At 55.3% G+C, this 22916-nt stretch carries 20 protein-coding genes and 1 tRNA gene; 10 read left to right on the plus strand and 11 right to left on the minus strand.

The genetic code is table 11. The annotated features are described in order from the left end of the window. On the minus strand, positions 1-207 hold a 207-nt coding region (locus G536_RS33075; protein WP_211223331.1), incomplete at its 3' end, for a transposase. 61 nt (positions 208-268) lie between these two features. On the opposite strand from G536_RS33075, the gene G536_RS31465 reads away from it, so the two are divergent. Beyond that, positions 269-568: a DegT/DnrJ/EryC1/StrS family aminotransferase gene (locus tag G536_RS31465; RefSeq protein ID WP_281170617.1), complete on the plus strand. Its 300-nt coding sequence runs from the start codon at positions 269-271 to the stop codon at positions 566-568. A 130-nt stretch (positions 569-698) separates the two neighbouring features. On the opposite strand, the gene G536_RS0113225 is transcribed toward G536_RS31465, so the two are convergent. The 3 genes from G536_RS0113225 to atpD form a co-directional block, all read right to left on the minus strand. Beyond that, positions 699-1820: a trans-sulfuration enzyme family protein gene (locus G536_RS0113225; protein WP_022824077.1), complete on the minus strand. Its 1122-nt coding sequence runs from the start codon at positions 1818-1820 to the stop codon at positions 699-701. 217 nt (positions 1821-2037) lie between these two features. Beyond that, positions 2038-2283 (minus strand): ATP synthase F1 subunit epsilon, encoded by a 246-nt coding sequence (gene atpC, locus G536_RS0113230; RefSeq protein WP_022824078.1) that lies wholly within the window; start codon positions 2281-2283, stop codon positions 2038-2040. Between the two features lie 103 nt (positions 2284-2386). Beyond that, positions 2387-3892, minus strand: coding sequence for a F0F1 ATP synthase subunit beta (gene atpD / locus G536_RS0113235; protein WP_022824079.1), 1506 nt, complete (start codon positions 3890-3892; stop codon positions 2387-2389). A gap of 277 nt (positions 3893-4169) precedes the next feature. On the opposite strand from atpD, the gene G536_RS0113240 reads away from it, so the two are divergent. Together G536_RS0113240 and G536_RS0113245 are read left to right on the plus strand one after the other, a co-directional pair. After that, positions 4170-4242 (plus strand) — tRNA-Gln (locus G536_RS0113240). 164 nt (positions 4243-4406) lie between these two features. Then, positions 4407-5336 carry a ribose-phosphate pyrophosphokinase gene (locus tag G536_RS0113245; RefSeq protein ID WP_022824080.1) on the plus strand — a complete coding sequence of 310 codons (930 nt, stop codon included), beginning with the start codon at positions 4407-4409 and terminating at the stop codon, positions 5334-5336. Positions 5337-5412: 76 nt separating this feature from the next. Here G536_RS0113245 and G536_RS0113250 read toward each other — a convergent pair whose 3' ends face one another. Beyond that, complete coding sequence (locus G536_RS0113250; RefSeq protein WP_022824081.1) at positions 5413-7311, minus strand: CocE/NonD family hydrolase; 1899 nt, start codon at positions 7309-7311, stop codon at positions 5413-5415. Between the two features lie 216 nt (positions 7312-7527). Between G536_RS0113250 and G536_RS0113255 the strand changes: the two genes are divergently transcribed. Both G536_RS0113255 and pth read left to right on the plus strand, forming a co-directional pair. Next, positions 7528-8100 carry a 50S ribosomal protein L25/general stress protein Ctc gene (locus G536_RS0113255; protein WP_026880151.1) on the plus strand — a complete coding sequence of 191 codons (573 nt, stop codon included), beginning with the start codon at positions 7528-7530 and terminating at the stop codon, positions 8098-8100. Between the two features lie 177 nt (positions 8101-8277). Continuing rightward, positions 8278-8841 (plus strand): aminoacyl-tRNA hydrolase, encoded by a 564-nt coding sequence (gene pth / locus G536_RS0113260; RefSeq protein WP_022824083.1) that lies wholly within the window; start codon positions 8278-8280, stop codon positions 8839-8841. Positions 8842-9377: 536 nt separating this feature from the next. Here the strand turns inward: pth and metG are convergent. Further along, positions 9378-11426, minus strand: a complete 2049-nt coding sequence (gene metG, locus G536_RS0113270; RefSeq protein ID WP_022824085.1) for a methionine--tRNA ligase — start codon at positions 11424-11426, stop codon at positions 9378-9380. Between the two features lie 185 nt (positions 11427-11611). On the opposite strand from metG, the gene G536_RS0113275 reads away from it, so the two are divergent. Continuing rightward, positions 11612-12244, plus strand: a complete 633-nt coding sequence (locus G536_RS0113275; RefSeq protein WP_022824086.1) for a hypothetical protein — start codon at positions 11612-11614, stop codon at positions 12242-12244. A gap of 87 nt (positions 12245-12331) precedes the next feature. Here the strand turns inward: G536_RS0113275 and G536_RS0113280 are convergent, their stop codons facing one another. From G536_RS0113280 to msrB, 3 genes are all read right to left on the minus strand, one after another. Further along, positions 12332-12685: a hypothetical protein gene (locus G536_RS0113280; RefSeq protein WP_022824087.1), complete on the minus strand. Its 354-nt coding sequence runs from the start codon at positions 12683-12685 to the stop codon at positions 12332-12334. An 89-nt stretch (positions 12686-12774) separates the two neighbouring features. Next, on the minus strand, positions 12775-13569 hold the full coding sequence (locus G536_RS0113285; protein WP_022824088.1) for a DUF3050 domain-containing protein: 795 nt from the start codon (positions 13567-13569) through the stop codon (positions 12775-12777). A 106-nt stretch (positions 13570-13675) separates the two neighbouring features. Continuing rightward, positions 13676-14254, minus strand: a complete 579-nt coding sequence (gene msrB / locus G536_RS0113290; RefSeq protein WP_022824089.1) for a peptide-methionine (R)-S-oxide reductase MsrB — start codon at positions 14252-14254, stop codon at positions 13676-13678. Positions 14255-14442: 188 nt separating this feature from the next. Here msrB and typA point away from each other — a divergent pair, with 188 nt between their 5' ends. Continuing rightward, the gene (gene typA / locus G536_RS0113295) at positions 14443-16251 is read left to right on the plus strand and encodes a translational GTPase TypA (protein WP_022824090.1); all 1809 of its coding nucleotides are present in this window, start codon (positions 14443-14445) and stop codon (positions 16249-16251) included. Between the two features lie 120 nt (positions 16252-16371). Further along, positions 16372-17121, plus strand: a complete 750-nt coding sequence (locus G536_RS0113300) for a YqjF family protein (RefSeq protein ID WP_022824091.1) — start codon at positions 16372-16374, stop codon at positions 17119-17121. 69 nt (positions 17122-17190) lie between these two features. Here G536_RS0113300 and G536_RS0113305 read toward each other — a convergent pair whose 3' ends face one another. Further along, positions 17191-18090, minus strand: coding sequence for a hypothetical protein (locus G536_RS0113305; protein WP_051166951.1), 900 nt, complete (start codon positions 18088-18090; stop codon positions 17191-17193). Between the two features lie 359 nt (positions 18091-18449). Here G536_RS0113305 and G536_RS0113310 point away from each other — a divergent pair, with 359 nt between their 5' ends. After that, positions 18450-21275: a DUF7948 domain-containing protein gene (locus G536_RS0113310; protein ID WP_022824093.1), complete on the plus strand. Its 2826-nt coding sequence runs from the start codon at positions 18450-18452 to the stop codon at positions 21273-21275. A 58-nt stretch (positions 21276-21333) separates the two neighbouring features. Here G536_RS0113310 and G536_RS0113315 read toward each other — a convergent pair whose 3' ends face one another. Next, positions 21334-21609 (minus strand): acylphosphatase, encoded by a 276-nt coding sequence (locus tag G536_RS0113315; RefSeq protein ID WP_022824094.1) that lies wholly within the window; start codon positions 21607-21609, stop codon positions 21334-21336. Positions 21610-21773: 164 nt separating this feature from the next. On the opposite strand from G536_RS0113315, the gene nagA reads away from it, so the two are divergent. After that, complete coding sequence (nagA, locus tag G536_RS0113320; RefSeq protein ID WP_022824095.1) at positions 21774-22895, plus strand: N-acetylglucosamine-6-phosphate deacetylase; 1122 nt, start codon at positions 21774-21776, stop codon at positions 22893-22895. The last annotated feature ends 21 nt before the right edge of the window (positions 22896-22916 follow it).

Here is a 22916-nt window from a genome sequence, read left to right on the forward strand (position 1 = left end):
GGTCCAGCGCTGGAAGCGCGTGTACGTGGTGTGCCAGTTGCCCCATTCGGCCGGCAAGGCCCGCCACCGGCACCCGTTACGGGCTAGCCACAGCACCGCTTCCACAAACCGGCGGTTGTCCTGCCCGCGGCCACCTTTGGTGCCGACTCGCCCTGGCAGCAGCGGCGCAAGCCGCGCCCACTGCACATCGGTCAACAAATAGTCCATGTCCCAAACATAATACCTACTGTTAACACCTCCTAATCTGCCTGCCCTAACATTTGCTCCCATTGAACCAGTAGGAAGCCGCAGCAACCAGTGGCTTACGACCGTTCTGCTCAACCCCGCTGCATCAGACGTCACGCCGGAGCAACTGCGGCTGCACCTGGAAACCCGCAACATCGAAAGCCGCCCGCTCTGGAAACCGCTGCACTTGCAGCCGCTCTTTCAGGGTGCTCCTATGTACGGCGGAGCAGTTTGTACCGATTTATTTACCAGAGGCTTGTGCCTGCCGTCGGGCACCGCTATGACAGAACAGGACTTGGAGCGCGTTGCAGAGGCTATAATAGAGCTATTCCCAACAGCTTAGCAACCCTATTTTGGTATAATTCTGAACCAGGCAGTACATAAAGTTCCATTGGCAGTCCTAGTAGCACAAAGCAACGCGCAGCAAGTACAAGGCTTTCGGCATTAGTATAAGACCAACAGCAGCTTTTATTCTACTCTAGTGCGTATTCCAGGTCAGCTCGTAATACTTCTACTGGCTCGATACCAATCGACAACCGTACCAGCCCAACTGTAATACCTAAATCGGTTTGCTGTTCCGGCGTGAGGTAGCGGTGCGAGGTGCCTAGCGGATAAGACAGCGACGAATCAACCCCAGCCAACGACGGCGCGAAGGGAAACCGTTGACTCCGCTGCATAAAGCGGTTCACTGTTTCGGCATCATCAGCCAGCAAGATGGACATCATACCCCCGAACAGCCCACCGCCCTGCTGCCTAGCCAATTCGTGGTGGGGGTGGTCAGGCAGGCCGGCGTAATACACGGCGCGCACGGCCGGCTGCTGCTGCAAAAATTTGGCAACAGTCAACGCGTTATGGCTGTGAGCCGGCATACGTAAGTGCAGGGTTTTGAGGCCGCGTACTGCCAGCCAGCTTTCCATGGGGCTCAACGTCAGGCCATAAAGCACCCCCATTTGCTTGAGCCGCGCTGCTACTTCCAGGTCCGCGGCTACCACCACGCCAGCCGTCACGTCGGAGTGCCCAGCAATGTATTTCGTGACGCTGTGCAGCACTACATCAGCACCCAATGTCAGCGGTTTAGTCAGGATGGGCGTAGCGAAGGTATTATCCACCACCAGCTTCAACCCTAGCTGGTGGCATTCGTTGGCTAGGCGGCGCAGGTCGGCCACGCGCAGCAATGGGTTGCTCATGGTTTCGGCCAGCAGCAGGCGGGTGGTTGGCTGCACGAATTGCTTCAGGTCATATATCTGCTCGAACGGCACGTACGTCACCGAAATACCCATGCGGCTTAATTCGTTGTTCAGCAATGATGATGAGCCGCCGTAGATATCAGCGGCGCACAGCACATGGTCGCCGGCCTGGCAATACACCAGCAGCGCCACGAAGATGGCCGCCATACCCGAGCCCGTAGCTACCGCGCCCGCCCCACCTTCCAGCGCATTCACTGCATCGGCCAGCTCGTCGGAATTGGGGTTGCCGTTGCGCGAATACAGGTAGCGACTGCCGGGCTCCCCGAAGTACAACTCTAACTCGTTGAGGTCCTCGAACTTGAAAACCGACGATTGATAAATGGGGGTTATTTTGGGCTTAATGTCCATAAGGTTGTATTGGGCAAGCAAAGTAAATTTCTCATGCAATTACGGACTACTTCGTTTGCATGAGACATTTGATAAACTGAGCCAAATAATGCTACGCTTCTGCTTTGCTTCAGTTGAAACCGCAGCAAGCTACCGTTTATGTGTCTGCCTTCAAAACGCAAAACCCCGCTACCAAAGCTGGTAGCGGGGTTTGCTTCACTTATAGTAGTGGGCTAAGCTATGCGCTAGCGCCTTCAGCCAACACAATCACATTATTGCGCAGCACCTCTACCACGCCGCCTTCGATGTGGAAAGCTGTGCGACCCGCAGTGCTAGTTAGCACCACATCACCGGCTTTCAGCGCCGAAATAAGTGGCGCGTGGTTGTTCAGCACTTCAAATAAGCCATCAGAGCCCGGAAACTGTGCCGACGTTACTTCGCCTTCAAATACTTTCCGGTCCGGCGTGATGATTTCTAGATGCATATTCTTTTGAGCTATTAGCTGATAGCTGCTAGCTGTTAGCTACTTTCTGTCGGCAAATGTTTGGAGCTAACAGCCAATAGCTAACAGCTAACAGCTCAAAAAATTACTTCGCTTCGGCAATCAGCTTCTCACCTTTTGCAATGGCGTCTTCAATGGTACCTACCAAGTTGAAGGCAGCCTCGGGCAGGTGGTCATAGGTACCGTCAATGATGGCGTTGAAGCCTTTGATGGTATCCTTGATGTCAACCAGTACACCGGCGAGGCCCGTGAACTGCTCGGCCACGAAGAAGGGCTGCGACAGGAAACGCTGTACCCGACGGGCACGCGTTACGGTCAGCTTGTCTTCTTCGCTGAGTTCATCCATACCCAAGATGGCGATAATGTCCTGCAGTTCTTTGTAGCGCTGCAAAATCTCTTTCACACGCTGAGCCGTGTTGTAGTGCTCAGCACCCAGCACCTCAATCGACAGAATGCGTGAGGTGGAGTCCAGCGGGTCAACGGCGGGATAGATACCTAGCTCGGCAATCTTACGGCTCAATACCGTTGTAGCGTCCAAGTGAGCAAAGGTGTTAGCCGGAGCCGGGTCAGTCAAGTCATCGGCAGGCACATATACGGCCTGTACCGACGTGATAGAACCGCGCTTAGTAGAGGTAATCCGCTCCTGCATGGCACCCATTTCAGTAGCCAGCGTAGGCTGGTAACCCACTGCCGAAGGCATCCGACCCAACAGAGCCGATACTTCGGAACCCGCCTGCGTGAAGCGGAAGATGTTGTCGATGAAGAACAGAATGTCGCGACCGGCACCGGAACCGTCACCGTCGCGGAAGTTCTCGGCAATGGTCAGACCCGACAGGGCCACACGGGCACGGGCTCCGGGGGGCTCGTTCATCTGGCCGAACACCAGAGTAGCCTGCGACTTCAACAGCTCGTTCTGGTCTACCTTGGTCAGGTCCCAGCCGCCAGCTTCCATCGAGTGCTTGAACTCCTCACCGTATTTGATGATGTCGGACTCGATGAATTCACGCAGCAAGTCGTTGCCCTCACGGGTACGCTCACCTACGCCAGCAAATACCGACAGGCCTTCGTAGGCCTTGGCGATGTTGTTTACCAGCTCCATGATGAGTACGGTTTTGCCTACGCCGGCACCACCAAACAAACCGATTTTACCACCCTTTACATAAGGAGCCAGCAAGTCGATTACTTTGATACCAGTGAAGAGGATTTCCGACGACGTAGCCAGATCCTCGAAGGGCGGCGGCTGGCGGTGAATCGACATCGGACCGTCGCTCTTGGGCTGCGGAATGCCGTCGATGGCGTGGCCGATTACGTTGAAAAGACGGCCTTTCACGCCTTCGCCCGTGGGCATCGACATGGGTGCGCCTAGGCTGCGCACTTCGGCGCCGCGGGTGAGGCCCTCGGTTGAGTCCATGGCAATGGTGCGCACACGGTCTTCGCCCAGGTGTTGCTGACACTCCAGGACGACTACCTGACCGTTGTCTTTTGTAACTTCGAGGGCGTCGAGAATATTAGGAAGCTTTGCGTTTTCACCCGCGAAGCTCACGTCCACGACGGGACCAATAACCTGGGTGATTTTGCCGGTATTCGCCATTGCGGTTCTTTATAGGTAGTGGGGCAACGTTTTCAGGCCGCAAAACTACGGCTTAATCCCCGCTTCACCAAAGCAGAGCCGACACGAAAGTTCACCTTCGTTAAGATGATAGTTTTTGGCCTGAAAATCAGTTACTCAGGCCCTGAAAAGAGGCATCGGGCGGTAGCATCGCTGAAAAAATTATGAAAAATATTTCCACGAAAGTTTGCCTTGAAAAAAAGCACTAGTACATTTGCACACCCAAACGGCACACCGGCAACGGAAACCGAGGGGAAATTGTCCGATGGTGTAACTGGCAACACGCTTGATTTTGATTCAAGAAAGTCCAGGTTCGAGCCCTGGTCGGACAACCGACTAAAGTAAGCGAAAGGCGCTGATTCTTCTTCCGAAGAGTTAGCGCCTTTCGCTTTTTTAGTTTTCGGCGTCCGCCCTTGGCTACTGCAACCGTTCCGCTTTGCTCAGAGGCACTATCAGCACAATCCTGACTTCTACCCTTTTCATTTTCAATTGTCTCATGGCACAGCAGGTAAAAATCTTCGCGGGCAACGCGTCTCATGATCTTGGTGAAAAAATAGCCGCCGCGTACGGTCAGCCCCTCGGCGACCTGAGCATTCAGCGCTTTGCCGACACTGAGTTGGGCCCGAGTTTCAACGAAAGCGTGCGGGGCTGCGCAGTGTTCTTGATTCAAAGCACCACCCCACCCGCCGAAAACCTGATGGAGTTGATGCTGATGGTAGATGCCGCCAAACGGGCCTCGGCCTATAAGGTGAACATTGTGATGCCATACATGGGCTATGCTCGTCAAGACCGCAAAGACAAACCGCGCGTGAGCATTGGCGCCAAGGTGGTAGCCGATTTCATTCAGAGTGTGGGCACTGACCGGATGATGACCTGCGACCTACACGCCGGCCAGATTCAGGGCTTCTTCGACATTCCGGTTGACCACCTTGACGGTGCCACCGTAACGGCCCCCTACATCAAGTCACTGAACCTCGACGATCTGATTTTTGCGTCGCCCGACGTAGGCGGTGTGGTGCGGACCCGGGCTTTTGCCAAGAAATTCGGGGCTGAGATTGTGGTCTGCGACAAAATGCGTTTGCGGGCCAATGAAATTGCGTCGATGCAGGTTATCGGCGACGTGACGGGCATGAACGTGGTGCTGGTAGACGACATTGTGGATACGGCCGGTACCATCTGCAAAGCAGCCGAGCTGCTGATGGAGCGCGGCGCCAAGTCAGTGAGGGCGGTGATTACGCACGGCCTGCTCAGCGGCCCCGCCCACGAGCGGATTCGTAATTCGGCGCTCGAAGAACTGGTGATTACTGACACGATTCCGCTGAAAGAAGAGAACCATAAAATCCGGGTGATTTCCGTGGCTAACCTGTTTGCTAGTGCCATCCGCAACGTGGTTACGCACGAATCGATTAGCTCCCTATTCGTGTAAGCTGTAGCTTCACTAACAAAAAAAGCGCCGCTCAATCCTGGGATTGAGCGGCGCTTTTTTTGTTAGTGGTTGATGCTTAAGGCACCTGCGGCTTGGTAGTTGACAGCACTTCTACATCAATAAAACTGTCGCCGTGTACGGTGTGGGTTGCTTGGATATAGTCACTCTCGTTGGCTTTGTAGGGATTCTCAACGAATTTCTGCGGGTTGCGGGCAATGAACGGGAACCACGTACTCTGCACCTGCACCATGATGCGGTGGCCTTTCTTGAAGGTGTGCAGCACATCCTGTAGGCGAAAATTCACGTCGGTTTTCTGGTTGGCTACCATGGCCTCGGGCTTCTCGAAGCTGTTGCGGAAACGAGCCGGCATCACCTCAGAGCGCACCATCTGCTGGTAGTTGCTAAGCATGATGTTTTTGTTGGGCATGTATTCGTGGTTGGGCTCGTCGGGCGGATACACGTCGATGAGCTTCACCACCCAATCGGCGTCGGTGCCGGAGGTAGCTACTTTGAGGTTGGCCATGATTTCGCCGCCTAGTGTCACGTCATCGGTTAGCACGTCGGTTTGGTACACGAGCACATCAGGGCGGCGGCCGGCAAAGCGCTGGTCTTCGCTCATGTAGTTGTGCGGAGTGAAGCCCATGGTAGTGGTCAAGTCTTCGGTGTAGGGCACCGGCTTGAGTGGGTCACTCACGAAGCTTTTGGTGCCCGGAGTGGCAGCGGACTGCTTCTCTAGCTTGCCATCGGCGCTTAAATACATTTTGAGGTGAGTGGCTTCCGTAGCGGGCCACTTGGGGAAGGTTTCCCACTGCTTTTTGCCGGTATCAAACATATAGGCTTCAGGAAGGCCCGAGTTTTTGTCGCCGCTGCCTTTCAGAAAGTGCGCGAAGAACTTCGCCTCGATGTTACGCTGGTAGAACGTGGCAATACTGTCGCCGAAGTACACATTGCTGTGCATGGTGTGGCCCGTTTCACGCGACCAACGGCCGTGCCCGAAAGGGCCCATCACCAGCGTGTTGTAGGTATCGGGGCTTTTCTTCTCGATGGTTTTGTAGATAGTGAGCGGGCCGCGGAGATCTTCGGCATCAAACCAGCCACCAACAGTCATTACGGCGGGCTTTATGCCGGAGGTGTAGTGCTCGGGTAGGCCACGCTTCTGCCAGAACTCGTCGTAGTTGGGGTGGTTGACGGTTTCCTGCCAGAAGAAGTTATTGGCGTAGTACTTATCAGCATTCTTGAGGGGGCCTAAGTCCAGTAGGAACTGGTATCCATCCTTGGTGTTGGCTTTGATGTTTTGGGCGCCGTACCAGGCTTTGCTGGTGGTATCCTGCTTCTGCACGCCGAATACCGGATACGTGAAGATGTACGACTCCAAGAAGGCACCATTGTGGTGGAAGTCGTCGAAGAAGAAGTCGGATACCGGCGCTTGTGGGGAAGAGGCTTTCAAGGCCGGGTGGTCGGAAAGAATGCCGGCGGCGGTGTAGAACCCAGGATACGAAATGCCCCACTGCCCTACCCGGCCATTATTATTAGCTACTTTCTTGACAAGCCAATCAATGGTATCGAAGGTATCAGAACCTTCGTCTACGTCTTTTTTACCTTTCTTTTTGTCGATGACGGGCGTCATGTTGGTCCAGGTACCTTCGCTTTTCCAGCGACCACGCACATCTTGGTACACGAAAATGTAGCCCTGCTTCATCATGGTTTCGGAGGGGCCAAGGCGCGCCGGAAATTTGGTGGTGCCATAGGGTGCCACGCTGTAGCAAGTGCGCTGCATCATGATGGGGTACTTTTTGCCGGCGGTTGCATCTTTGGGCGTGTAAATGGCCGTGAACAGTTTTATACCGTCGCGCATGGTCACGTACACCTCCTTTTTAGTGTAGTGTTCCTGGGCGTAGCTCGGCGCAGTAGGGGTTTGCGCAAACAAGGGCGCGCAACAAAGCAGCAGCCAAAACAGCAAAGCAGTTGATTTCATATAGTAGTTAGTGGTGGTTGAAGAAGAGCGAGACACAAAAGAACTCAGAGCGTGTCCTTCAAAGAACGCGCTTCTATAGATCATTTTCTAGCCACGCAGCACTCTACAAACTACTTTAAATAGAGCAGCCATAGCAACTACACTATCTATTGCCTATCTTTGCGGCCCGTTTGCCACTTTGGCAAGTGGTTCAATTTCCTCAAAAACACTTCTTTTATGAAAAGCCTCGAGATTGTAGGGTTTAAAAGAGCGAATCTCGGTAAGAAGGATTCCAAGGCGGTTCGCCTTGAGTCGTACGTGCCGTGCGTATTGTACGGTGGCGCTGAGCAGGTCCATTTCACGGCCCCCGCTATCCTCTTCCGCGAATTGCTGTACACCCCCGAAGTTCACATTGTGGACTTGAACGTGGAGGGTACGCACTACCGCGCCATTGTGCAGGATGCGCAGTTCCACCCTGTAAACGAAATGCTGTTGCACGTTGACTTCTTGGAGCTAGCTGACGGCAAAGAAGTGAAAATGGACGTGCCCGTGAAGTACGTTGGTGTTTCACCAGGCGTATTGGCTGGTGGCAAGCTGGTAAGCAAGCTACGTAAGCTGAAAGTGAAGGCTACTCCCGAAAACCTGCCCGACTTCGTAGAAGTTGACATTTCGGACCTCGGCCTTGGTAAGTCGATCAAAGTAGCCAAAGTGGAAGAGAAAAACTTCACTATCCTCACCAACGCCCAGGCTCCAATTGCTACCGTGGCCATCCCACGTGCACTGAAAGGCCAGATGCAAGGCGACAAGTAAATCACGGATTGAAGCGACTTGGCGGGGCAACACGGATTTCGTGTTTCCAGCCAATCGACCAACCGCAAAAAGCCGTCCTGCTAACAGGACGGCTTTTTTATTTGTGCCAGCGGCCTAAGCGGCACCGCCATATACTGCATCGGGATAATCCGAAAACTCGTTTCAATCCGTGATTCTATGAAATACCTGGTTCTCGCCCTCGGCAACATCGGGCCGGAATATGCTGACACCCGCCACAATATTGGGTTTATGGTGGCTGATTTTCTGGCCGCCAAGCACGGCGCCCGGTTCGAACTGGGCCGCCACGCCTTCACCACCGAAATCAAGCACAAAGGCAAAATTTTTGTGCTAGTGAAGCCGACCACCTATATGAACTTGAGCGGCAAGGCAGCAGCGCATTACTTGAGTAGCCTCAAGCTGGAAAAGGAAAGCATGGTAGTTGTGACCGACGATTTGGCTCTACCCTACGGCAAGCTGCGCCTGAAAGGCAAAGGCTCGGCCGGCGGGCACAACGGCTTGAAAAGCATCCAAGAATCCATTGGCAGCGACGAATACGCTCGCCTGCGCTTCGGCGTAGATGCTAATTTCTCGAAAGGTCGGCAGGTGGATTATGTGCTGGAACAGTTCTCTGCTGATGAGCGGATCGACCTGTCCACTCACATCGAGCGGGCCGCTGATGCTATCCTGAGTTTCGGCACGATTGGATTAGAGCGCACGATGAATGTGGTGAATACGAAGTAGCCAGGAGGATTTCATGCCTTTATTCATCGACTATAGAATTAGTGGAACAGGCTGGGTAGATGTCACTCTAGGTGATGGTCAGCAACAAATAAGTGGCAACGTTTCCTACATACATGACAGCTTAAGCAACTTAGCGGATGTAGCTGTATCTATTACTCACCAGCCTGCCTACAGAGAAAGTTGTCGTCTTCATGGACGAGCCAGGTGAACATCAACTTATCTTAACTCCGTTTCAGAAGGATATATTACTGGTAGAATTACGCTGGTATGATGATTGGGCCAGTTGGAACATGTATCCTCAGGATAGATATAGTCTCCTGTTCAAAACGGAATCAACGGCTTTAGAATTTGCCACAATAGTCAAACGCATCCTCACTGAACTATAGTTAGAGCACGGCTATGAACGATACCTTGAGAAATGGGTAGAACACCCTTTTCCTAACCAGCAGTACAATACATTGCTTCAGCTGTTAGGTGAATAAAAAAGCCGGCCCACACTAATGTGAGCCGGCTTTTTTATTGTTAAACTAACCCGTTTACGCTACTCCCGAACCGGGCACTACGGGGTGGCCAGGCTGCATCAGGGCTATAGAACCATCGGCGTTTTCGGCCATGAGGAGCATACCTTGGCTTTGGATGCCTTTGATTTCGCGCGGAGCTAGGTTGAGCAGCACCTGCACCTGCTGGCCGATGAGGGCTTCGGGAATGAAGTGCTCGGCAATACCGCTCACAATGGTGCGGGGCTCGGCCAAACCAAGGTCTACCGAAAGTTTAAGCAGCTTCTTGGTTTTGGCAACTTTCTCGGCAGCTACAATGGTACCCACGCGCAAATCCATAGTCTGGAACTGCTCGAAGCTGATATCTTCTTTAGGTGGCGCGGCTTTGGCGTTGGCCAGTTCGTTGGCCTTTTTGGTATCGAGCAGTTTCTGCACTTGGGCTTCCACGGTTTTGTCTTCGATTTTATCGAAGAGCAGATGCGGATTGGCACCCAGCGCGTGGCCAGCAGTCAACGCGCTGGGGTTACCGGCCGTGGCCCACTCCCCTTTCGTGGTGTTTAGCATTCCGCCCAAATCAGCGGCGGCGGCGGGCAGGAACGGCTCCATCAGGGTGACCAGGCTGGCGGCCAATTGCAGCGCTACGTGCAACACGGTACCGGTACGGGCTTCGTCGTGCTTGATAAGCTTCCACGGCTCCGTATCGGCTAGGTACTTGTTGCCGAGGCGCGTCAGATTCATCAATTCGCTCAGCGCGTCGCGGAAGTGGTAGTTGTCAATCAGGCTACCGATGCGGGCCGGAAACTCGGTGAGTTGGGTTAGCACCTCTTGGTCGGCATCGGTGAAGGGGCCGGCCGCCGGTACCGCGCCATTGAAATGCTTGTGCGTGAGCACCAACACACGATTCACAAAGTTGCCGAGGTTGCCCACTAGCTCACTGTTGTTGCGCGTCTGAAAGTCTTTCCAGGTGAAGTCGTTGTCCTTGGTTTCGGGGGCGTTGGCGCAGAGCACGTAGCGGAGCACATCGGCTTTGCCAGGAAAGTCTTGGAGGTACTCGTGCAGCCACACGGCCCAGTTGCGGGACGTACTGATTTTGTCGCCTTCCAGGTTAAGGAACTCGTTGGCGGGCACGTTGTCAGGCAGGATATAGTCGCCGTGGGCCTTGAGCATCGTGGGGAAAATGATGCAGTGGAACACGATGTTGTCTTTGCCGATGAAGTGCACCAGCTTGGTACCAGCATCTTTCCAATAGGTTTCCCAGGTGTCAGGCAGCAGGTCTTTGGTGGCCGAAATGTAGCCGATGGGCGCATCGAACCACACGTAGAGCACCTTGCCTTCGGCCCCAGCTACCGGCACGGGCACACCCCAATCTAGGTCGCGGGTTACGGCGCGGGGGTGCAGGCCCTGGTCGATCCAGGATTTGCACTGACCGTACACGTTGGTTTTCCAGTCTTGCTTGTGGCCTTCCACAATCCACTCGCGCAGCCAAGGCTCGTACTGGTCGAGGGGCAAATACCAGTGCTTGGTTTCGCGCAGTACCGGCTGGTTGCCGCTCAGCATGGAGTGCGGATTAATCAGTTCCGTGGGGCTCAACGACGAGCCGCACCGCTCGCACTGGTCGCCGTAGGCGTTTTCGTTGCCGCAGTTCGGGCAGGTGCCCACAATGTAGCGGTCGGCCAAAAACTGGTCGGCTTTCTCATCGTAGTACTGCTGCGAAACCTGCTCGATGAACTTGCCTTCTTCGTAGAGCTTCTTGAAAAAGCCGCTGGCTACTTCGCTGTGCGTTTTAGAGGAAGTGCGCGAGTAAATATCGAACGATACCCCAAAATCCTGGAACGAGTCGCGGATGATGGCGTGGTACTTATCCACCACTTGCTGGGGCGTAACGCCTTCTTTCTGAGCCCGGATGGTAATGGGTACGCCGTGCTCATCGGAGCCGCAGATAAACTTCACGTCGCGGCCGGCGGCACGCAGGTAGCGCACGTAGATATCGGCCGGTAAGTACACGCCCGCCAAGTGGCCAATGTGCACTGGCCCGTTGGCGTAGGGCAGCGCCGCCGTGACGGTATAGCGTTGAGGATCAGGTTGCATTTAGAAAAAAGAAGAAAGAAAACAGAGAATCAGGAAGGGAATCGGCCGGAGCCGAAAAAAGCTACTGGCAAACGTGAGCGGTACTATAGCGACAACAAAAGCCGCTCGTAATTTCTTCTATATTTGAGCAGCTCGACTATTAATGGCGTCTTCTCACTAAAAAATTCACTCACACATTGCTACCAATGAAAAAGTCTGAACAAGAACAGCCAGAGAAAAAGGCTAAAAAAGTTTCTGCCAAGAAAACGCCCGAAGAGAAAGCGCAGCGTAAAGCAGAAAAAGCGGCTACTAAAGCCACAGACACTATTTCAGACTCTAGTACGGGCAAGAAGGCGAATCAAAAGAAAGCATTGAAGCTGGCAGCCAAGCAACTGCAAAAGGAACTGGACCAGCGCATGAGTGAAGTGGTGAAGCGCATCCGCAAAGAAACAAAAGACAAACTGAAAGCTGTGGTGAAAGAAGCCACGCAGCGTCTCGACGTGGACACCGCACAGCTGTTTGAGCAAGCATTGCACAACATTGTGCAGCAGCAAGGCAACGGCACGCCCGCCGCTTCCGACAGCATTGCCGCCGTACCGGCTCCTACTGTCCCCACCAAAGCAAGCCTTAAACCGGCCGCGCCCGCCAAGAGCAGCAGTTCACCTAAGCCCGCCGCCGCTACTAAGAACAACAGCACGTCTAAGCCCGCTGCTGCCAAGCCGGCTGCTACCACACCTGCCCCTCGGCGCAGCCGCGCAAAGGCAGCACCCGCCCCAGTTTCCACCGCCAACCTGGATGCCGCCACTGATAATCCTGGCACCGCCGCCGACCCACAATAACCTCACATTACCAGCTTAAAACCATCAACGGCCCGCTGCTTTCCAAGTGGAAGCCGCGGGCCGTTGATGGTTTTAAGCTGGTGGAGGCTAGGGCCGCGGTACTGCTTGCGCGGGAGCCCCATTGAGACGGTTCAGGCGAGTTTCGTTGGGGGTGGTGTTGGGGTCGTTGGTATTCAGGGTTTCGGGCCGCTTGCGCGAGTTAATACCGCTGGCCTGCTCGCCCAACCGAACCCGGCCGGGGGTGGCATCGGGCACCGAGCCGCCGTAGCCGGCCCCGCTATTATAGGCCGCCTGCCGCTCGGCATCGGTGGTAATCTGGTTTGATACGCGGGGGCGGTCCACTTCGGCGGCGCTTTCCTGAGTGGTGAAACAGGAGGTGGTAAGACTGCCAACACCCAGCAGAAGCGCACCGGTAAGCAGACGGGAGAAAATGTTTTTCATCGGTTGAAAAATAAAGCCGCCCCAACGATTGGAGCGGCTTTTCCTTACAACGCATCAGCCCACCGTGGGGTTGGCTTATTGATTGATATTTACTGGCTTACCGGCGCTGTTACTGCTGCCCGAACCCCGTCCCAGAGAGCTAGCCGGGCCTGCATGCAGCCCGCGGCTACGTCCTGGCATTCCTGCCAGCGTTGCGCATCGGTGCCGCACAGTTCGCGCACCATTTGTTGGGCCAACGGCGTGTGCACTTCCTCATCCAACTGAATGTGCCGGTCGAGGTAGTACGTGAACGTGTCGAGTTGGCTGGGGAAACGCTGGCGCAAGTCGTTGACGAGGTGGCGGAACATATCGGGAATGACGTCTTCGCGCCCGAACGTAAAGGCCGCTGCCACGGCGTGGGTCTGGCCGGAGTTGATAATCCGAAACGTTTCCAGCACGAAGCCCCGCACCGATTCAGGCGCATCAGCTATTTCCAAGGCCCGCTCCATGGTTTCTCCTACGGCCAACGCGCCAATCATGCGGTGCACAGGGGCAGTATCAGCGCCGCACTCTTCCATGGCGCGCAAGTACATTTCGAAGTGGCTGGCAGGCTGGCCTTGCTGGTCCACGTCGGTTTCCTCTTCCAGCACTATCTCATTGATGAGCCGGCGCGTGGCAGGATTGCCCTGCGGCACCCACGGCACCGTCACGCAGGTTAGGTCGCGCTGTAAGGTTTTCAGCAGCGACATAAAATCCCACACCGCAAATACGTGGTGCTGCATAAACACCTGCAAATCTTCCAGCGAGTGTAAGGCACGATACACATCGTGGGCTACCAGTTGCGCCCGCAGGGGGGCCAGTTGTTCCTGCAAATGCAGAATAGGGTCTTGAACTTGGGTGTGCATAGTTGAAGAAGATAAGTGGCGTTTGCTACGCTTCAGCTTAACAACAAAAAAAGTAGCCCATTGGCTTGCAATGGCCAATGGGCTACTGGTATTTACGTAAACCGGATTATTTGGCTTTCTCGAACAACATGCCGTCGGAGTCCATGCAATAGCGCTGGCCGGTAGGCTTGGGGCCGTCGTTGAAGACGTGGCCGAGGTGGCCGCCGCACTTGGCGCACACCAGTTCGTCGCGGCTCATACCCAGGCTATTATCAGCAGTTACTTTCAGGCTGCCTTCTGCGGCTGGGGCCCAGAAGCTCGGCCAACCCGTACCCGACTCAAACTTGGTTTCCGACGAGAATAGCAGGTTGTGGTCGGCGGCGCAGTAGTAATTGCCTTTCTCGTGGTTGTCGGCATACTTGTTCACGAAGGGCCGCTCGGTACCTTGCTGGCGCAGAATGAAGTATTGGGCAGGTGTGAGCTGCTTTTTCCATTCGGCGTCGGTTTTGCGCACCGGAAACTCGTCGGGCTTACCGGTTACCACCTTCGGAACCGGGTATTTGGCTGCCACAGCCTTCACGGGTGTAGCCCCGGTAGTAGGTGAGTCCGAGGCGTCCATTTTGGCGTCGCGGTTGCTTTTTTTCTGCGAGCAGGCCGAGTTCAAGGTCAGAGCTGATAAGAGCAGAATCAGAAGGGAAGAGCGCATGTGGTGAAGCAGATAAGAATTTCAGCAAGCCAAACCGTAGTGTCGGGCTTATGCAAGAACATACGCAGCCAGCTATACGTTCGGTTCGTGCTAGAGCGCCTTGGTTTCTGTGTCAGGAAGTTAACTTTTCAAGTAGCCAGGATTTTGCGTTTGAAATTGCTTACCTTTGCACCCGGAAAACCCATTGTATGCAGAACATCCGGAATATCGCAATCATTGCGCACGTTGACCACGGCAAGACCACGCTCGTGGACAAGATCATCCACGCCTCGAAGCTTTTCGACGACCACCAGCACTTCGACGACTTGATCCTCGACAATAACGACCTGGAGCGTGAGCGAGGCATCACCATCGTATCGAAAAACGTTTCGGTGCGTTACAAAGACGTAAAAATCAACATCATCGACACCCCCGGTCACGCCGACTTTGGTGGTGAGGTGGAGCGCGTACTGAAGATGGCCGACGGCGTATTGCTGCTCGTCGATGCCTTCGAAGGCGCCATGCCCCAGACGCGTTTTGTGCTGGGCAAAGCCATCGACCTGGGCTTGAAGCCGATTGTGGTGGTGAACAAGGTGGACAAAGAAAACTGCCGTCCCGATGAGGTGCACGAGCAGGTGTTCGACCTGATGTTCAACCTCGGCGCCAACGAAGACCAACTGGACTTCGTGACGCTATACGGCTCTTCGAAGCAGGGCTGGATGAGCACCGACTGGAAAGTGAAGACCGACAATATCATTCCGCTTTTGGATGCCGTTGTAGCTTCGATTCCAGCAGCGCCGACCTTGGATGGTACCCCGCAAATGCAGGTTACCTCGCTCGACTACTCGTCGTTCGTGGGCCGTATCGCCATTGGCCGGGTACACCGCGGCACGCTGAAAGAAGGCGCCAACATGAGCCTTGTGAAGCGTGATGGCACCATTAAGAAGGTGAAAATCAAAGAATTGCAAGTATTCGAGGGTCTGGGCCGCACGAAAGTAGCCGAGGTTAGCTCCGGTGAAATCTGCGCTGTAACCGGTATCGAAGGCTTCGACATCGGCGATACGCTGGCTGACGCTGAAAACCCAGAAGGTCTGGCTACCATCAGCATCGACGAGCCGACGATGAACATGCTGTTCACCATCAACAACTCGCCGTTCTTCGGTAAGGAGGGCAAGTTTGTAACGTCGCGTCACTTGCGGGACCGTCTTTTCAAAGAGACCGAGAAAAACCTAGCATTGCGCGTGAAGGAAACCGACAAGGAAGACACCTTCTTGGTGTACGGCCGCGGTATCCTTCACTTGTCGGTACTCATCGAGACCATGCGTCGCGAAGGGTTCGAATTGCAGGTAGGCCAGCCTCAGGTTCTCTTCAAAGAAGACGATAACGGCAACCGCTTGGAGCCAGTGGAGCACTTGGTGGTAGACGTACCCGAGGAAACTGCCGGCAAGGTGATTGAACTGGTGACGATGCGCAAAGGCGAGCTCACTATCATGGAGCCAAAAGGCGACTTGCAGCACCTGGAGTTCAACATCCCCGCTCGTGGCTTGATCGGCTTGCGTAACAACGTATTGACTGCTACTGCTGGTGAGGCCATCATGAACCACCGTTTCTCGGCTTACGAGCCGTACAAAGGTGTAATTCCTGGCCGTATCTCTGGTTCGTTGATTTCGATGGACACGGGTGCTGGCACCGCTTACACCATCGACAAGATGCAGGACCGTGGTGAGTTCTTCGTTGATCCAGGTGAGGAAGTATACGCTGGCCAGGTTATCGGCGAGCACACCCGCCCGAATGACTTGACCATCAACATCCAGAAAGGCAAGAAGCTCACGAACATGCGTGCTTCCGGTTCGGATGAAAACGCGAAAATTGTTCCAAAACGTCAGTTCTCGCTGGAAGAAGCCATGGAATACATCCAGAAGGATGAGTACCTGGAAGTGACCCCGAAATCGGTACGGATGCGCAAGATTCTGCTCGACGAAAACGAGCGTCTGCGCTACGCCAAGAAAGTAGACTAGCTTTCAAATTACTATTTATAGAAAAAGGGGACGGCCGGTGGTCGTCCCCTTTTTTGTTGCGCTTGGCAAGAACAAGCCGACTTCGCTGTGTTGTAGAATGGATTCGTCCTTTTCATTTTCATGCCTACTACTTCTTTCGTATCTCCTATCCGCCCCCGCCTACCTCTAATGCGGCAGCGGTGGAGTGAACTATTATTCGCGCATTGGCCGGTAGCACCGGAACTGTTGCGGCCCTATTTGCCGGAGCGGTTAGAGCTAGATTTGTTTGAAGGACAGGCGTGGCTGGGCGTGGTGCCTTTCACGATGAGCGGCATTCGGCCGCTGGGGTTGCCGGCCGTGCCGGGCCTGAACCACCTACACGAACTGAACGTGCGCACGTACGCCCGGCTGGACGGGATACCGGGCGTGTGGTTTCTCTCCCTGGATGCCACCAACCCGCTGGGCGTGTGGGCCGCCCGCACGCTGTTTCATCTCCCGTATCTGCACGCCCACATCAGTTTGCAGGAAACCAATGGCACGTTCCGGGCCATAGCGGAACGTACCCACCAAGGCGCGGCGCCGGCTACATTTGCGGCCTCTTGGAAGCCGGGCAACTTGCTACCGCCGGCCCGGCCCGGCTCGTTGGCACATTTCCTGACGGAGCGGTATTTTCTGTACACCGCGGGTCCTAATCTACTACAGGACATCCGCGGCACCAACCTCTGGCGCGGCCAGCTCTACCACGAGCCTTGGACGTTACGGGAAGCTACTTTGAGCGAGTGGGACTCGACGCTGGTAGAAGCCCACGGCCTCCCAACGCCGGTGGGGCCGCCCCTGTTGTATGCCGCCGAGCCATTGGAAGTGTGGATAAAAGAGTTACGGCGCGTATAGCACCACGTTCTTCCTCAACTCACGATGCTACATTAATGCTGAAGGCGTATTTCGCTGCTGCGTGAGTACCTATGGCTTGCCAAATCCGGTGGTGCCCAACTGCTGGCGCAACACTGAATCAGCGGGGGTATGGCGCTGCCAATAGTCGGATTTAAGGGTAGCCGTACGAATGGCGCGGGTTGTTAGGAGCTTGGAACTGCCATAAGTCTGGTTTCCTAGCTTCATCTGACCATCATAGGTATCCTCCCAACCAGCAATAAGATAAGGGAAAGCCTCCTCGAACACAATGCGAAGGGTCCGGTTGGTGGCTGGGTATGTAAGCGTGTAGGCTTGCAGCGCAGCACCAGCCTGAGCAGGCTTGAAGACAGGACCATTATAACGCGTCAGTTCGGCGTGGGCTGTTTCCACGTGTAGCGGCTGGTGCCGTAGCCGCGACGCCACCGTGCCTGGGATAATGCGCACGTCACCTAGCGGCAGGGTTTTCGGGTCAAGGCGCAAGCGGGTCCACAACTCATCTTCCAACACCACGGCGTCGAGCGAATCGGTTTGGTCGGCTTCCTGCTGAAAGTAGGAATGCGCTTCGAGTTGGTATGTATTGCGGCGTAGGTTGAGCTGAGTATACGTCTGGCCGCACCAATCCTGCACTGAGGTAGCCACTTTGAGCGTGCGCGGAAACTGGCCGGCACTAATGGGCGTGAACACCGACGTGTTGATAGAATAGTCGTAGATGCCGGTGGCAAAGCGGCGCATCTGGTTCATTTTCAATACTGAGGTGCTAGTTTCCCTAGTGGGCCCGCCTTCCATTTTCACTTGCTTGCCCGGCAGGAAATCTTCGGTCACGAATACCAATATTGCCTCCCCCGGATGCACATCATCGTAACGGTTTTGCAACAGCTGGTAGCGGCTTAGCTCGGCTTGTCCGCTGTACCAGTAGCGCGTAAACTCAGCTGATGCCGGCGTCGAAGACATTATGGCCGCTGGCTGTTCTGATTTAGTTGAGCAAGCTAGCAGTCCTATAGGCAAACTTAGTACTAGCAGAAACAGGCGCATAGCAAACATAAAACAGGCTTGGAGTAGGTTCAATATAGCTGTCTGAGTAGGGAAGTTGCTATATCTGTCTATGCTATTTTCCATTCACACGTACGGCTTTGGGTTCTGTCAGAGTGCCGTCAATACAAATTGAGCAGGCATTTCGGTGGCTTTGCCTTTCGCTTGAAAACACCATTTTCGGAATGGAATTTGCGCGGTATCATTACTCTATATTTAACGCATTAAATTCCTCCCCCATTATCCTATAGGCTACCAGTAATCGGCTGGAGCAGCTACCAATGAAGAAACTTCTATTCACGCTTTGGGCCGTACTTATTGCATTCAGTATGCATGCGGCAGCCCCCTATCAGTTTATCGCCAACAAAGGGCAATGGCCAGCGCAGGTGCAGTTTGCCGCTGATATACCGGGGGGCCGGCTCTTCTTGGAGCCAACCGGGTTTTCTTACAATTTGCAAGCGCAGGAAGACGGCCACCACGCCGACGACAGTGCACCTCAACTAATTCGGGGGCATGCGTTCCGTACTCGCCTATTGGGGGCTCAATCAATGAGTGCAGCGGTGGGTGAACAAGTGCTACCCACCTACCATAACTACTTTATCGGCAACCAGCCCAGCCAATGGGCCACGCAAGTGCCGCTATTTGCAGCTGTCCGCTACCGGCAACTCTACCCCGGCGTGGATATGGTATGGCACACGGCTGCTAGCCAGCTGAAATACGACTACGAGTTAGCCCCTGGCACCGACCCTGAAATTATCAGGCTGCAATACGAAGGTCTCGACGGGCTGGAAGTAGTGAATGGAGCGCTGCAACTACACACTTCGCTGGGCGTAATTACGGAGCAAGCACCCATAGCCTGGCAAACCGACGCTAGTGGCCGACGCCACCCCGTGGAGTGCCAGTACGTACTAGCTGGGCACGAAGTGCATTTTACCGTGCTCCAGCGCAATCCTCGCTGGGCCCTCACCATTGATCCGGCGTTGATATTCAGTACGTATTCCAGTGCTAGCGGGAGCTTATCGGCCAACGTAGCCGCCGCCGACGCGCAGGGCCAGGTGTATACGGCGGGGTACGTAATTCTTGCTCCTTTCCCGGTTACGGTGGGGGCCTACCAAACGCAACAGCAAGGGCTTAACATTGGGCTGCTGAAGCTTAATCCGGCAGGTACGGCGCTCTTATTTGCTACTTATCTGGGGGGCAGTGGCCAGGAATATCCGCTTGATATTGCTTTCGGCAGCAACCAAGAGCCTATCCTGCTGAACATTTCCAGCTCAAGCAACTACCCGCTGCTGCCAAGTGGTGGGTACGACCGAACCAACGCAGGAAACCAAGATTACGTGATTACCCGCTTTAACACAGCCGGCACCCAGCTGCGGGGTTCCACCTATCTGGGCGGCGCAGGCATGGAAGGCAGTTCCCTGTCGGCTAAGGCGTCCAGCATCGTAGTAGCGCCAAACGGCGACGTGCTGGTAGGCGGCATCACCACTTCCAACGACTTTCCTACCCGCAACGGCTTGCAAAATACCCGCCCCAGCACCTCAAGCGTTGAGGGAGTTGTGGCCCGGCTGGATGGCAACCTCAACACGCTCATCTGGTCGACGTACTTGGGTGGCAGTGGGGAAGACCAAGTAAATGACATGGTATTGGCCGCCAATGGCTCACTTTACGTGTGCGGTTCCACTGCCAGCTCCAATTTTCCGCTAGGAGCCGTTGGCCTCAACCGCGTAACGTTTGGGAATACAGATGGCTTCGTACTGAACCTCAGCGGCACCGGCAACAGCGTAGCAAGTGGCACGTATCTGGGCACCAACCAGGCAGATATAGCGCGTTTCGTAGACATCGATGCTAGTGGCCGCATTCTGGTGGCGGGCGCCACGCTCGGGGGGTATCCTACTACTGCGGGGGTGTTTCAGTCGCTCACGGCCACGGGGCGGGTATTTATACATTGCCTGAACCCAGCCCTAACGCAAACCGCCTTTGCCACTCAAATTGGGATTAACAACGCTACTAACTTCCTGGACTCCAACTACATTACAGGGTTTGGCACTGATGCCTGCGGCCGGATATTATTCAGTGCTTACACCACAGTTCAATCGGCTCCTCTCTCCACTGATGCGTTGCAACGCAACCCACGCAGCTTATATCTGTGCGCGCTGTTGGGCGATGCCAGAACCTTAGTGTACGGCTCCTATTTCGGTGGCCCACAAGCAGGAGGTTCCACAATATCCCAAACACACCTGCACTTTGCCGCATCCAACCAGATTACCCGTACCGGCGACTTGTACCACGTGGAATGCACCACCTCCAACCAGTTCCCGACCACACCCGGCGTATATGCTCCCACTCGAATAGGCACTGCCAGCAATGCCGGCGGCATATTCAAATTTTCGTTTTCGGGAGGGCTTGCGCCCTTACGGGCGTCGATAGCTCCGGTATTACCAGGCTGCGCCCCCCTACTGGTTCAGTTCACGAACACCAGCACTGGGGGTAGCAGCTACCGTTGGAACTTCGGTGATGGTTCTCCCATCGATACTTCTTTTGCGCCTCTGCATAGCTTTGCCACAGAAGGGCGCTACCGAGTACGGCTGGAAGTCCGTCCACCTCTGCAGTGCAGCAACAACACAGATACCACTTCTATACTGGTGGTGGCTACTACGCCCCTTCCACCCCAGGTCCGTACCGACTCAGTGAAGTGTGGCGAGCCGATTGTACTGGATGCCGGTGGCACGGGCACTTACCTTTGGAATACGGGTGAAACCACCCGCAGCATTAGCGTATCAGAGCCAGGTACTTACTCGGTGGCTACCGCTACGCCCGGCCTGTGCATAGCCGAGAAGCGGTTCGAGATAAAGCCCCTGACCTTCCGGCGCCCTCCCAACATTATTACGCCTAACTACGACACCAAAAACGACCAATTTAAGCTGCTAGGGCCGCTGCAAGGCGCTGAGCTACGTGTGTTCAACCGCTGGGGCAAGGAGGTGTACTACTCGCGCCGCTACGACAACACCTGGCAAGGCGGCACCCAACCGGCAGGCTTATATTACTATTTGGCCACCCGGCCTGAATGCGGCATTAACTACAAGGGCTGGCTGGAAATTACCCGCTAACAGCCAGTACCAACTCCGCGAATAATCTGCGCCACTAAGTGCTTGCTTCGACGGGCGCTTAGTGGCGCACTTCAAATACGGGGTACCCCTGTACCGAGCCGGAAGTAACTTCCACTTTGTCTACGCGGGCGGTGGGTGGTCCTTGGTGGCACCAGGCTTCCAGAGCATCTAAGGCTTCGGTATGGCCTTCTGCTTCAATCGTGACGGTGCCGTTGGGGTTGTTGCGGGCGAAGCCGGTAAGGCCCAAGCGCTGCGCTTCGGCGCGGGCACTTTGGCGGTAGAATACGCCCTGCACACGGCCGTGTATCTGGTAGGTGCGGTGTTCGATGCTCATGCGGCAGGTAACTTTTGTGGATGGCAAATCAAACCGCAAACTTGCGGCGGCCTGCTGCTCATACGCGGTTTGGGGTGGCCAGGCCTTTACCAGCCACTGATTTCATTCATGCCCAGTTGCCAGTTTCACAACTCGCGCTGGTTTCACCCTCACTTATACCTGCCATGCGCTACCTGCTCCGAAACTGTACAGTATACACCGGTGCGGCAGTTTTGCCCCATCACGCGCTACTTGTTGAAGCCGGGCGCATAGTGGCAGTACTACCTGAAACGGATACCCCAAGTGATATACCACTGGTGGACGGGCGCGGCCTGAGCGTAGCTCCGGCTCTGCTCGATTTGCAGGTGTACGGGGCCAATGGGCAGCTTTTTTCGGTGGAGCCCAGCCAGGAAGCCTTGGCCACCCTTACCACGCACGCCTTCCGGCACGGCACCACTGGTTTGTTGGCTACCATGCCCACCAACTCCGGCGCCATGATGCGGACCGCCCTGGAAGTTGGCCGAGAATTTCAGCGGCAGCAGCCCGGCTTGCTAGGTATCCATCTGGAAGGGCCATACATCAACCCCATAAAAAAGGGTGCGCATCAGCTGGAATTCATCAAAGTGCCTACGGTAGCGGAAATTGAGGAGCTGCTAAAAGTTGGGGAAGGCGTACTAAAAATGATAACGCTGGCGCCCGAGGTAGCAACGCCCGCCGTGCTGGCGCGACTCTTGGAAGCGGGCGTAGTGCTATCGGCGGGCCACTCGAATGCCACGTATGCGCAGGCGACAGCGGGTTTTCGGGCGGGTTTTACGGCGGCTACGCACCTGTTCAATGCCATGTCGGCGCTACAGGGACGGGAGCCGGGGCTAGTGGGGGCCGTGTACAATGCCGATACCACTTATGCCAGCATTATTGCCGACGGCGTGCACTGCGACTTTGCGGCGGTGCGCATCAGTCAGAGAATCATGGGGGAGCGGCTTTTTCTGATTACCGATGCCGTAACCGACAGCCAGCAAGGTGCCTACCAGTTCCAGCGCCAAGCCGACCACTACGTGGATACCCAGGGCGTACTGGCGGGGTCGGCCCTGACGCTGCCGCTAGCCGTGCGCAACTGCGTGCAGCACGTGGGCTTGCCGCTACCCGAAGCGCTGCGCATGGCCTCGCTATACCCGGCCCGCGTGCTGGGGCTGGCCTCTGAAGTAGGCACCTTGGCGGCCGGCTACCGCGCCGACTTCTGGCTGTTTGATGAGCAACTGCGCCCACGTGCCACGGCGCGGGCCGGCGAGCTGCAGTGGCACGAATAGCTTCAGGTTGTATACGCCACT

The sequence above is a fragment of the Hymenobacter norwichensis DSM 15439 genome (assembly GCF_000420705.1).
GTDB lineage: Bacteria > Bacteroidota > Bacteroidia > Cytophagales > Hymenobacteraceae > Hymenobacter > Hymenobacter norwichensis.

Bases quoted from the DNA above. Each gene is read 5' to 3' on its own strand.
- G536_RS0113225 (WP_022824077.1), bottom strand. From the start codon at position 1,820: ATGGACATTAAGCCCAAAATAACCCCCATTTATCAATCGTCGGTTTTC.
- atpC (WP_022824078.1), bottom strand. From the start codon at position 2,283: ATGCATCTAGAAATCATCACGCCGGACCGGAAAGTATTTGAAGGCGAA.
- atpD (WP_022824079.1), bottom strand. From the start codon at position 3,892: ATGGCGAATACCGGCAAAATCACCCAGGTTATTGGTCCCGTCGTGGAC.
- G536_RS0113245 (WP_022824080.1), top strand. From the start codon at position 4,407: ATGGCACAGCAGGTAAAAATCTTCGCGGGCAACGCGTCTCATGATCTT.
- G536_RS0113250 (WP_022824081.1), bottom strand. From the start codon at position 7,311: ATGAAATCAACTGCTTTGCTGTTTTGGCTGCTGCTTTGTTGCGCGCCC.
- G536_RS0113255 (WP_026880151.1), top strand. From the start codon at position 7,528: ATGAAAAGCCTCGAGATTGTAGGGTTTAAAAGAGCGAATCTCGGTAAG.
- pth (WP_022824083.1), top strand. From the start codon at position 8,278: ATGAAATACCTGGTTCTCGCCCTCGGCAACATCGGGCCGGAATATGCT.
- metG (WP_022824085.1), bottom strand. From the start codon at position 11,426: ATGCAACCTGATCCTCAACGCTATACCGTCACGGCGGCGCTGCCCTAC.
- G536_RS0113275 (WP_022824086.1), top strand. From the start codon at position 11,612: ATGAAAAAGTCTGAACAAGAACAGCCAGAGAAAAAGGCTAAAAAAGTT.
- G536_RS0113280 (WP_022824087.1), bottom strand. From the start codon at position 12,685: ATGAAAAACATTTTCTCCCGTCTGCTTACCGGTGCGCTTCTGCTGGGT.
- G536_RS0113285 (WP_022824088.1), bottom strand. From the start codon at position 13,569: ATGCACACCCAAGTTCAAGACCCTATTCTGCATTTGCAGGAACAACTG.
- msrB (WP_022824089.1), bottom strand. From the start codon at position 14,254: ATGCGCTCTTCCCTTCTGATTCTGCTCTTATCAGCTCTGACCTTGAAC.
- typA (WP_022824090.1), top strand. From the start codon at position 14,443: ATGCAGAACATCCGGAATATCGCAATCATTGCGCACGTTGACCACGGC.
- G536_RS0113300 (WP_022824091.1), top strand. From the start codon at position 16,372: ATGCCTACTACTTCTTTCGTATCTCCTATCCGCCCCCGCCTACCTCTA.
- G536_RS0113305 (WP_051166951.1), bottom strand. From the start codon at position 18,090: ATGTCTTCGACGCCGGCATCAGCTGAGTTTACGCGCTACTGGTACAGC.
- G536_RS0113310 (WP_022824093.1), top strand. From the start codon at position 18,450: ATGAAGAAACTTCTATTCACGCTTTGGGCCGTACTTATTGCATTCAGT.
- G536_RS0113315 (WP_022824094.1), bottom strand. From the start codon at position 21,609: ATGAGCATCGAACACCGCACCTACCAGATACACGGCCGTGTGCAGGGC.
- nagA (WP_022824095.1), top strand. From the start codon at position 21,774: ATGCGCTACCTGCTCCGAAACTGTACAGTATACACCGGTGCGGCAGTT.